10 protein-coding genes are annotated in these 10,464 nt (G+C 66.4%); 1 reads left to right on the top strand and 9 read right to left on the bottom strand.

All coding sequences use genetic code 11. From position 1 onward, the window contains the following. Positions 1 to 46: 46 nt before the first annotated feature. From P1L40_RS00650 to P1L40_RS00690, 9 genes are all read right to left on the bottom strand, one after another. Positions 47 to 991, bottom strand: coding sequence for a COG1361 family protein (locus P1L40_RS00650; RefSeq protein ID WP_284009360.1), 945 nt, complete (start codon positions 989 to 991; stop codon positions 47 to 49). Between the two features lie 159 nt (positions 992 to 1,150). After that, a complete protein-coding gene (locus P1L40_RS00655; RefSeq protein ID WP_284009362.1) occupies positions 1,151 to 1,639 on the bottom strand; it encodes a cupin domain-containing protein in 489 nt (162 codons plus the stop codon). A gap of 36 nt (positions 1,640 to 1,675) precedes the next feature. Continuing rightward, positions 1,676 to 3,886: an OB-fold nucleic acid binding domain-containing protein gene (locus P1L40_RS00660; RefSeq protein ID WP_284009363.1), complete on the bottom strand. Its 2,211-nt coding sequence runs from the start codon at positions 3,884 to 3,886 to the stop codon at positions 1,676 to 1,678. Between the two features lie 65 nt (positions 3,887 to 3,951). Then, positions 3,952 to 4,215, bottom strand: a complete 264-nt coding sequence (locus tag P1L40_RS00665) for a hypothetical protein (protein ID WP_284009364.1) — start codon at positions 4,213 to 4,215, stop codon at positions 3,952 to 3,954. A 39-nt stretch (positions 4,216 to 4,254) separates the two neighbouring features. Further along, entirely contained in the window at positions 4,255 to 4,872 is a 618-nt protein-coding gene (locus P1L40_RS00670) for a YIP1 family protein (RefSeq protein ID WP_284009365.1), read from the bottom strand. Positions 4,873 to 4,924: 52 nt separating this feature from the next. After that, positions 4,925 to 5,503, bottom strand: a complete 579-nt coding sequence (locus tag P1L40_RS00675; protein ID WP_284009366.1) for an NADPH-dependent FMN reductase — start codon at positions 5,501 to 5,503, stop codon at positions 4,925 to 4,927. Positions 5,504 to 5,672: 169 nt separating this feature from the next. Beyond that, on the bottom strand, positions 5,673 to 6,776 hold the full coding sequence (locus P1L40_RS00680; protein ID WP_284009367.1) for a hypothetical protein: 1,104 nt from the start codon (positions 6,774 to 6,776) through the stop codon (positions 5,673 to 5,675). Between the two features lie 301 nt (positions 6,777 to 7,077). Continuing rightward, positions 7,078 to 8,001, bottom strand: coding sequence for an HhH-GPD family protein (locus tag P1L40_RS00685; protein ID WP_284009368.1), 924 nt, complete (start codon positions 7,999 to 8,001; stop codon positions 7,078 to 7,080). A 39-nt stretch (positions 8,002 to 8,040) separates the two neighbouring features. Further along, a complete protein-coding gene (locus tag P1L40_RS00690; protein WP_284009369.1) occupies positions 8,041 to 9,921 on the bottom strand; it encodes a HAMP domain-containing sensor histidine kinase in 1,881 nt (626 codons plus the stop codon). Positions 9,922 to 10,055: 134 nt separating this feature from the next. Here P1L40_RS00690 and P1L40_RS00695 point away from each other — a divergent pair, with 134 nt between their 5' ends. Then, positions 10,056 to 10,382 carry a ribbon-helix-helix protein gene (locus P1L40_RS00695; RefSeq protein WP_284009370.1) on the top strand — a complete coding sequence of 109 codons (327 nt, stop codon included), beginning with the start codon at positions 10,056 to 10,058 and terminating at the stop codon, positions 10,380 to 10,382. The last annotated feature ends 82 nt before the right edge of the window (positions 10,383 to 10,464 follow it).

Consider the following 10,464-nt stretch of genomic DNA (forward strand, 5'->3'; position numbering starts at 1 on the left):
CGCCGACGGCCGGGAACCGGAAACCGAACCGGCAGGCCGGTCGTGATCAGGAGTTGAACGCGACGATGATCTGGAGGACTTCAGGCGTCGTGAGCTTCCCGCTGTTGAGATCGACGATCGCCTGGAGGACTTCCGGTGTCTGGATGCCGGGCTGGCCGTTCGTGTCGTACTGGTCGACGATGGACGACGCACCGATGTTGACCCTCGTCGAGAGCTGGTCGGAGCCGGACGCGTTCCGGATGGTGGCGGTGCTGATGATCCGTCTCGTGCTGGTGGGTGAGTTGGCGTCGACTTCGTAGGTGACGGTCGTGGTCAGCGTCGCGCCGCCGGGGATCGGTCCAGACGCGCCGTAGAGGACGCTCGGTGGCTGGCCGTTGAGGCCGTCGAACCCGTCACCCGACACGGCGACGGGCGTGATGTTGTCCGAGGTGTTGAGCTCGATGCTCCCGGCCAGTCCCGTGGTCGACTGATTGTTCGTGTACTGGTACGTGACGTTGAACCGCTCTCCAGGCTGCGTGTTCACGGTCGACGGGGAGCCCGACAGTTCGAGCCCGGACGGCTTGTCGACTGTGATCCTCGTGCTGGTCGTCGCCGTCGCGTTGCTCGAGGTCCCTCTGAGGAACCCGTCGGCGTCGAGCGGAACCTCGCCGTCCGGGGCTGCGGACGTAACTGTATACGTCACCGTCGTTGTTCGGGTCTCTCCCGGTGTGATCCGACCGGAGAGTCCGTAAAACACTGCCGGTGGGTCGCCGTCGAGACCGGGCAACCCGTCACCGGAGACGCTCGTGGCGTTGATACCGGTCGGTGTCGAGAGGTCGATTCGGCCGGCAGTAGCGTCGTCGCTGCCGGTGTTCGAGAGTTCGTAGGTCACGTTGAACGTCTCGCCGGGAGCGACTGTTGTGGTATCGGCCGACGCGTCGATGACTGCCTGTGGCGCGGCAGTGACGGGAGACGCGACGGCGACCATCGAGAGGGCTATGAGCGCGCTCATCGCGATCGTCCAAGCGGGGGAACGGTCGAATGTCATTCAGTAGGGTACCTCTACCAAGGTGGTACATGAGTGGGAATGATAAGGATACCGCTGGCTCAAATACTGACTTGAACCGCCCGACGGCTGCCGCTCGTCGGGACCGAGACTGTCCGGATACGGTTATTCCGGCCAGTAGTCGACCGTGGCGTCCAGGTCGAGCAGCGTCGAGCGGTCGCGCTCGTCGGCGTCACCGCCCGGCGGTGCGCCGGCAAAGAGGTGGACGGCGCCTCTACCGGGCATGTACGTGATGTCTGGATCGTTCATCTCGGAGACGACGAGCAAGCGAAGGCCCTCCGATCCGGCCTCGACTTCGTGGGTGTGTTCGTCCCCGGTCGGGAGCGCGACGTAGTCGCCCGGTTCGAGCGGGTGTTCGTCGCCGTCGACACCCAGAAACAGCGTCCCGCTCCCGTCGAGGACGAACATCGCTTCCTCGTTGCCGTAGTGGCTGTGTGGGGGCCAGGTGCGCTTCCCGGCGGGGATCTCGTAGAGACTCGTCCCGAGGTCCTCGCCGCCGGCGGCGGCACCCAACTGCTTGCGTTTGAACTGTCGGTCGCCGTGATCGTAGTCGGTCCACTCCAGGTCGGCGGCGTTGACGGGGCCGTCGCTCATACCCGATGAAGGACGGCCGGGGGGAAAAGCGCTGGTCTACAGCCGGTCGCTCAGTCGGTCGAGCGTCGCGTCGAGCACTGCGTCTCGGGCGCCGGCCAGGAACCGGATCGACCCCTCGCGGACGCTCCGGGTGGCGACGCCGCCTTCGGGGACCCACTCGGCGACCTCGGCCGACAGCTCGTGGATGTCCACGTCGGCACTGGTCCGTACGTACAGCGTGTCGGTGGCGATGCCGACGACGGCGTCGGTGTCCTCGCTCATCTCGCGGTGGAGTTCGTCGAGCAGGAGCGTCTCCGGCGGGAACTCGTACTGGTGGACGTAGGCGTCGGTGTCCAGCACGGCGATGTCGGTCCCGTCGAGATCCCGGTGTTCGAGGTTGACCCGCGCGGTCGAGACCTCCTCGTCGACCTTCTCGCGGAACTGCTCTGCGATGTGGCCGGCCAGACCGCCGACGTCGTCCTCGTCGTCGCCGAACACGAGGTCGGTGATCAGTTCGCGCTTGTCCTCGTAGGACTGGTAGTGTGCTTCGAGCGCGACGGCCTCACGCAGTTGCGTGACGGCCTCGGCGTCGTAGCCGGCGCCGGTCGCGGCGTCGAGGTACGAAGTCGGCGCGCCCTCCCAGAAGCTCACCGCGGGGAGGTGCAACAGGTCGTCTCGAACGTCGTCGTTGACGTGGGCCGCGACGTTAGCCGCCAGTGCGGTGGCAGTCGTCTCGGGCGCGTCGACCACGGACGGGGAGACGACGGCGTCGACGGCCTCGACCACGTCGTCGTCGACATCGACATCGTCGATGACGATGCTCGGTGCGCCGTAGACATCCAGCAGATCGAACCCGTCGAGGCTCTCTCGCGTGCCACCGGCGGCGACGAAGACGAACAGGGGAAGCGCTTCGCCGTGGCGTTCGCGGTTGTCGAGCATCGTCGTCGTGTCCTTGGTGGCGTCGTCCATGTCGTAGACGCCGCCTTCCAGGGGCCGGCGGTCGAAGTAGTGGTACTGAGCGTCGTCGCGGCGGTGCTGGTCACCGACCAGGGGCAGCGTCGCGCGTTCGAGCGCGCTGCCGGCCAGGTAGCCGTCGGCCGTGTTGGCGTGGCGGACGATGACCGGCCGGTCGGTCAGGACTGCCTTGCGGATCTGGGTCGCGGCCTCGACGAGTTCGCCAGAGAGCGCCGCGATCGTCGCGTCTTCGGCCAGGGATTCGACGGCGTCCGGCCGGGCCTCGTCGTCCAGCGCGTCTGCGAGTCGCTGTTCGACCGCGTCGCGTTCCTCGCCTTCGAGGACGGTCAGCGTCTCGGTCTCGACCTGGAGTTCGCCGCGTCGCTCCCGGACATCCCCCGTCAGCCGGGCAACGTCGCCCTCCTCGACTTCGGGGTAGGCACGGACGCCGGCCTCGACGAAGGCGGCACAGTCGACCGTGCCGGTCGCGTCCTGGAGTTCGAAGACGGTCGGTCCGGAGGTCTGGCGGATCCCGACGATCGTCCCTTCGAGGCGGACATCGTCGCCGACACGGTCGGAGAGGTCGCCGACGGCGGCGTCCTCGTACTCGACTGCGGACCCGTCGTCGTCCGCCACCTCGTCGGTCTCGGCAGTCTCGTCGTCGGCACTCTCGTCGTCTGTTTCCGCGTCGGTGTCTGCCACGTCGGCATCTACCACGTCGTCGTCCGGTTCTGATGCCTCGTCGTCGGTCGTCTGGCCGACACTCCCGCCGGCGCCTTCGACACGGTCGGCGTCCCCGGCGGGGCTCACGTCGCCCGCGGTGGCCTCGACCTGTGTGGCGCCGCCGTCGGTCCCGGCGGCCGCCTGTGCGGTCGACTCGCCGTCGTCCTCATTTCCCTCTGCCGATGCCTCCTCGCTGTCGTCGGCCTCGTCGGCCAGCACTGCGTGGCCGATGTCCGGGTCGTCGACGAGGTGGCCGCGGAACTCCCGTTCGGCCTGGCGGATCGACCAGCCGAGGTCGACGTTGCCGTTGTCCCGGACGTTGGTGACCTGGACGTACACCTCGTCGCCCGGCTCCCAGTCCAGCGAATCGAGCCGGCGGTCCAGTTCGCTCCGGTGGAGCAGGCCGGTCACGCTGTCGCCGATGTCGACGAAGACGCCGAACTCGGCGAACCCGTCGACCTCGCCGCGGTAGTAGCGGCCGACTGTCAGTTGATCGGGTCGGTTCCCTCGGAATTCGAACAATGCATCCTCCTCGTGGAGGTCACAGATGTGACCCTCGACGGAGGTGCCACAGATGATACACGAACCCATTGCTCGGTGAAAACGGTTCGGGCCTAAAACTGTTGTCGGATTCCGCGCGCCGATGTAGGTGTCTATCAGTCGATAAGATCACTCTCTTCCCGAAGCGAATCGAGCCCCGCCGTGAGTGCCTCGACCTGCTCGGGGAAGAGCGCGACCTCGACCTCGCTCCCCTGCTCGTCCTCGAAGGCGAGTTTTACGCGCTTGTCGCCGTATTCCCGCACGTCGACGCCTGCTACGTCGTACAGCTTGACCGTGGCCTGTTTGTTCGACGGCCCGACGTTCTTGAACGCGCCGTCTTTCAGTTCGAGCATGAAGTCGTCGATGTCTAGTGTGAGCACACGTGTTGCTGGGACCACCGGCCACCTAAAGGCGACCCATCACAGGAGGGTGCCGGCAGCGAGCACACCCCGGAAGCCGTAGCCGAAGACGATCACCGCAGGGAGCGCGCCGAGGACGGCCGCCCGCGGGAGCGAGAGCTCGTGGACGACCGAGAGGCCGACGACGTACAGCACGGCGCCCCAGACCGCGACGAGGACTCTGAGCTCGGGGATGGGGAGCCCGGCGAGCAGGCAGGGCGCCATGGCGTAACACATTACCTGGACGGTCTCGCTGATCCCGCCCCTGTCGGGCGCGCCGACGACGAGAAACAGCGTCTGGACGGCGGCTGTCAGGTGGACCGTCGCCGGCATGACGAACATTCCGATCGCCAGCAACGCGAGCAGCGCGATCGCCGGCGAGAAGTCGGTCACGGCCGGATACGTGAAGGGGCCAGTCGAGACGACCCTCCTCGCGGCCAGTCTGGCGACGGCGACGCGGCTCAACTCCTCGGCCATGACGACCATCGCGGCGAAGACGAGCCCCGGAGCCTGGTCGCCCGGCGCGACGCCGGTCCGGAAGAACCGCCGGGGCCTGAGGAGCACTTCTCCCCACGCGCGCACGAGGGCGATCGGTCCCCGTTCGCGACCGCCCGTCGGGTTCTCTACCCACTGGGTCACGGACGAGAGTTAGGCTGCGGGTGATTTGACCGTTCCGTCTGCGGCCGTCCGCTCAGTCGTCGGCGCCGACGTTCTCCGTGCTCTCGAAACAGGGCGGATCTGGCTCGATGTTGGCGTATCTGACCGCCTCCTCGCCGAGCGTATCGACCCGCTCGAGGATGCCCTCGTCGACGATCCGGCCCTCCTCGATACTGTTTCTGGCCCGCGGGATCGCCGCCTGGTGAGGGATGACCCAGCAGTTCAGCGACCGGCAGACCGACCGGAGGTGTTCCAGCGCGGTGATCGGGAAGCCCCCGCCGGCGACCGCGAGCAGGCCGACGGTCTTGTGTTCGAACTCGTCGAACCCGCAGTAGTCCAGTGCGTTCTTCAGCGGCGCCGAATACGAGCCGTGATACACCGGCGTCCCCAGCAGGATCGAGTCGGCGTCGTAGATCGCGTCGGTCAGCGCGACGGCGTCGCCGGCCTCGCGGTGGTCCGCGTCGAACACCGGCAGGTCGTACGCCCGGAGGTCGAGCAGTTCCGTCGTCGCGCCGGCCTCGTCGGCGGTATCGAGGGCGCGCTCGATACCGACGCGAGTGTAGCTCTCGTCGCGGAGACTCCCGACGACCCCGACGACGTGTGGTCGAGACATACCCGGTCTCCGCCCGCGAGGGGTAAAGTGGTAGCGACTGCGCTGCTCGCGGTACTGCTCGGTCACGTCGACGAGGTTCACGACGCCCTCCGGAACACGATAGGTGCCGCCGGACCACTCGACGGCTGCCGAGTCCGGCGTTGCCCAGCGGGAACCAGCGAGGCCGTGGTCAACTGTTCAGCGCGACGATTATTCGAAGGATATCTCCCTGCGAGATCTGGCCGCGATTGAACTCCACGATCGCGTTCAGTACCTCGGGCACCTGAATGCCCGGCGTGTTGTTCGTATCGAAGCGGTCGACGATGCTCGTCGGTTGCTGTGGGAGCGTCCCCGTCCGGTTGCTCTCCAGTTCGTAGCCGACCTGGCTCCGCCCACTCCCGTCGACGACGACGTAGTACGTCCCGCGCTCGGAGGCGGTCCGTGTCAGGGTCGCAGTCCCGCCACGGAGGAAGGGATCGTCGTTGCCGATCTGATTCCGGTCAGGATCGAACATTCGGACGGTCACGAACCCGTTGTCCGGCGTCAGCGCGATCGATATCGTCTCGCTCGCGTTCAGTCCGACTTTGAAGTAGTCCGACTCACCGCCCCAGATCGTGCCGTTGTTGGACTGTGCCGATATCGTCGCCGCGGAGTCGAACCCGCCGTTGGGCGCGAACTGGTCGTTCTTGTCCGGCGTGACCCGGTTGACCGATAGCGTGTAGTTGAACACCTGCTGGTTCGACGACGACCGCCGGGTTATCTCGACGTAGTAGGTCCCGTTCTCGGGCAGTTTCTCGACCAACCTCGTCGTCCGCCCCTGCAGGCTGGTGGACGAACTGGCGATCTGGCTCCGGTTCGGGCGGTAGAGACGGACCGTCACGAACGAGGGCTGGGAGACGCTGAGATCCAGCGCGTCGGTCTCGTTGGCGTCGACGGCGAAGTAGTCCGACTCGCTGTCCCAGAGCGTCCCGTCGTAGGACCCGTTCGAGACGGCGGCGGCCGCCTCGAACCCGCCGTTGGGACCGAACTGATCGTTCTCGACAGGCGTCACACGGTTGACCTGGAGCGTGTAGCTGAACTGCTGTTGCGAGGAGGAACTGTCCCTGATGACTTCGACGTAGTACGTGCCAGTGTCGGGCAGTTTCTTGACGAGTCTCGGCGTCCGCCCGTCGAGTCCGTTGGACTCGCTGGCGATCTGTGTTCTGTTCGGCCCGTACAGGCGGACGGTGACGAACTCGGGCTGGAAGACGCGGATATCGAGCACGTCGGTCTCGTTAGCGCTGATCCTGTACACGTCTTGGTCACCGGGACTGATCACGCCCGACGTGTTCCCCTCTGTGATACGTTCAGCGCTGTCCAACGTGTCGTTGGTGTCCTCTTGAGCGGCGACTACTGTTCCCCCACCAATCAGTGCAATCGGCGCGACGGCCCCTACCACCACGATCATGACACACAGCTCTACAGACAGCTGTTTCGACATGTACAGCCCCGCCTTTGACTATCAATTTATAAATCCTTCGTAAAAATTGATAATACAAATTAAAGACCAGTTTCGGACTCCATCGGTCAGTGTCGTCTGGCGACCTCGGATCGGGCTATCGGAGTCGAGCGACCGGGTTCCCGTCCCGTTCGTCGACGCTGACGAGACCGTCGTCGGCCAGATCCGACAGGAGTCCACGAAGCCACTCCCGTCCGTGGTCGCCGTCGGGAGTGTAGTCCACACGTATCCGGTGCCCGAGCGTATCCAGAGTCATCTCCTCGTTGTCGCCGAGAAGTCGGACGATCCGTCCCCGGAACTGCCGACGGCTCCCCTCGAAACTGGGCTGTTCTGGCACGTCCGGCGCGGTGAAGTCGCCGGTCCGGTAGGCGTGACACCACTCGCGCCAGGGACAGGCCGCGCCGTCGCAGTCGGGGGTCTTCCCACAGGCCACTCCGCCCAGTTCCATGATCGCGTTGTTCCAGACCCGCGAGCTTCCGGCCGGCATGAGTTCCGACGCGACCCGCTCGAAGGTGTCGTCGTCGTCCGGCACGTCGAACGCGCGGTACAGCACGCGCTTGACGTTCGTGTCGACGACGGCGTCGCCGTTGTCGAACGCGAACGAGGCGACTGCGTTGGCGGTGTAGGGGCCGACGCCCATCAGTTCCGAGAGTCCCTCGGGGTCGCGGGGCCACTCGCCGCCGCGCTCGTCGGTGATCTGACGGGCGGCCTCGTGGAGGTACTTCGCGCGGTTGTTGTACCCCAGCGAGTGGTCGGTCCAGAACGCCACCACGTCCGCGCGGTCGGCACCCGCCAGGTCGGCGGCGGTCGGCCACCGGTCGAGGAAGTCCCGCCAGGCGTCGACGACGCGGTTCAACTGGGTCTGCTGGCTCATCACCTCGGAGACGAGGATCTCGTAGGGGTCCTCGGTCTCGCGCCACGGGAACGACCGGTGGTCGTCCTCGTACCACTCGACGAGGGCCTGCTGGACGGCGTCGACATCGGCCGGGAGTTGTGTAGCCGCCTCGGACTGCTCGGTCATCGCCCCCGCCTAACGGGCGTCGGGGCTTGTGTGTGGCGGTCAGTCGTCGGCCGAGAGTTCGACCCACTCGAACTCGCTGTCGTACCAGTCCGGGTCGTCCGCGGCGAGCACGTCGTCGAAGACGAACATCGCGCCGTCCTCGTAGGTCGTATCGACGTAGAGGCGCCAGCCGTGGGCCTCGGCGATGGTCTTGACGGTCGAGAGGCCGATACCGGTGCCCCCCTCGCTGGTCGTCCGGCCGTACTCGAAGAGGTCGTCGACCGCCTCCGTAGGGATGCCGGGGCCGTCGTCGACGACGGTGAAGCCCCCTGCCGTCGCCCGAACTTCGACCGACGCCTCGGGACCGACGTGGTCGATCGCGTTCCGGAAGAGGTTCTCGAAGGCCCGCAGGAGCCGTGTCCGGTCGGCTTCGAAGGTCCGCGTGCCAGAGACCGAGAGCGTCGCGTCCTTGCTGTCGATGTTCGCCCACGCCTCGCGGGCGACCGCTTCGAGATCGACCGGCGCCGTCTCCTCGACGCTCTCTCCCTCGCGGGTCAGCGTGAGCACGTCCTGGATGATCGAATCGATCCGGTCGTGGGCGTCCTCGATCGCCGCGGTGTGTTCGAGCAGTTCCTCGGGGTCGTCGGAGTCAGCGTCGAACCCGGCGAGTCGCGCGGAGAGCAGTTCGACGTGACCGCGAGCGACCGCCAGCGGATTCCGAAGGTCGTGACTCAGCGTCGAGGCGAACTGGTCCAGGCGATCGTTCTGGCGTTCCATCTCCTGACGGGACTGTTCGGCCGCCTCGCGGGCCTCGCGGGCCTCCCGAATCTGGTCCCGGAGCGCGTCCCGCATGTTGCCAAAGGCCGTGTAGAGCTGGCCGATCTCGTCTCGGCGGTCCGTCGAGAGGTCGACATCGAAGGTCCCCGCTTCCATCCGCTCGATCCGCCGCCGGAGTTCGACGAGCGGCGTCACCGTCTGCCGACCGAGGACGACCGCGACAGCACCCAGCGAGACGACGCTGGTGAGAATGAGCACGCCGATACTCCGTCTGATCGTCCTGCTGGCGCGGAACAGTTCCTGCTTGTCGGCGGCGGTCACCGCGGTCCAGTTCACCCCGTCGACCGCGGCGTAGGCGTACACCCGCCGGTCCGTCTGTGCGGTCGTCGGGACCGACGCCGTCTCGGTGAACCCCGGTCCCACGTCGGTTCCCGCCCGTCCCGTCGCGTCCATCGAGAGGATGGGGGCGCCCGACTCGTTGACCACGGTCGTGGCGAACGTCCCGCCGCGATCGTCGAACGTCCGCAGGTCCTGTGCGAAGACACTGACGACCACGACGACCCCCTCGCCGCCGGGGACCGGACTGACGAACGCCATCGCGGACCCCGCGTCCGTCTCGTAGGACGTACTCGACCGGACGACCGCGTCGGGATCGGCCGCGACCTGTGCCCGACGGACCGGGTCGGCGAGCGTGGGATGGACCGCGGCCGTCGACTGCCCCTCGATCCGGTCGACGGTACTCGCGGTTATCACGTCGGTGGTGCCGGCGGTGTCGACGTAGTGGAGTTCGGTCCCCCCTCCGGGTGCCTGCGCGGCGACCCCCTCGACGTAGTCGTCGATCTGTTCGGTGGTCCCGTTCGCATACACCGCCGAGGCCGAGAACGCGCGTGCCTGGGTCCGCATGTTCGAGCGCCACTCGTCGACTGCCTCGGCGCGGAGCTGTGCGGTCGACTGGAGGTTCTCGGTCGCCGTCTCCTGTGAGATCGAGCGGACCTGGACGAAACTGGCCGTCCCGACCAGGGCGATGAGCAGGATGACGACCGTCAGCGAGATGGCGAACTTGGCGGCGTAGCTCCGCCTGACCGCCGCCGGGACGAGTCGGTTGACGACAGCGGAAGCTCTCGAGGGGTGCTCCCGATCCTGGCTGTCCTCTGGCCCTGCCATCTCTCCCGATCCCGGAGTAATACAGCGGGTAATTTCAGCCTACCACGAATAATGTTGCGATGCATCAACGAGACACACAGTTGTGCGAGCCAGCGAGACACAAGGTGTTTGCCCGTCGCCGCGAACCGTCGAGTATGACGCTCGAAGAGCTTCAGGACGATATCGAAGCGGCACACAGCGAGCAGGGCGAGCAACTCACCGTCGACCTCGACCGCCAGACACGCCACGAACTCTCGATGCTGTTTGCTGCGCTCGATCCGGCGGATACCGACGAACTGGTCCGGACCGCGATCCACACCTACTTCCAGTCGATCGTCGACCGCGGGACGCTCGATTTCCACCTCCGATCGGCATACGACTGCACGTACGACGAGTTCCTCTCGGGGATGACCTACGACCAGATGACGGGCAACCAGTTCCCCCAGCAGCAGGACAACGACGACCGCCGCTACCAGTTCTAGGGTCGGATTGCCCCTCAAAAACCGACTGAAGTAAACCCCGCCTTTATATACCCGCCCCCGAAAAGACAGGTGACTACGCCGC

The sequence above is a fragment of the Haloarcula pelagica genome (assembly GCF_030127105.1).
Classification (GTDB): Archaea; Halobacteriota; Halobacteria; order Halobacteriales; family Haloarculaceae; genus Haloarcula; species Haloarcula pelagica.

What these genes read in the sequence shown, in the direction of transcription:
- P1L40_RS00650 (WP_284009360.1), bottom strand. Translation starts at nt 991, where the DNA reads ATGAGCGCGCTCATAGCCCTCTCGATGGTCGCCGTCGCGTCTCCCGTC.
- P1L40_RS00655 (WP_284009362.1), bottom strand. Translation starts at nt 1,639, where the DNA reads ATGAGCGACGGCCCCGTCAACGCCGCCGACCTGGAGTGGACCGACTAC.
- P1L40_RS00660 (WP_284009363.1), bottom strand. Translation starts at nt 3,886, where the DNA reads ATGGGTTCGTGTATCATCTGTGGCACCTCCGTCGAGGGTCACATCTGT.
- P1L40_RS00675 (WP_284009366.1), bottom strand. Translation starts at nt 5,503, where the DNA reads ATGTCTCGACCACACGTCGTCGGGGTCGTCGGGAGTCTCCGCGACGAG.
- P1L40_RS00685 (WP_284009368.1), bottom strand. Translation starts at nt 8,001, where the DNA reads ATGACCGAGCAGTCCGAGGCGGCTACACAACTCCCGGCCGATGTCGAC.
- P1L40_RS00690 (WP_284009369.1), bottom strand. Translation starts at nt 9,921, where the DNA reads ATGGCAGGGCCAGAGGACAGCCAGGATCGGGAGCACCCCTCGAGAGCT.
- P1L40_RS00695 (WP_284009370.1), top strand. Translation starts at nt 10,056, where the DNA reads ATGACGCTCGAAGAGCTTCAGGACGATATCGAAGCGGCACACAGCGAG.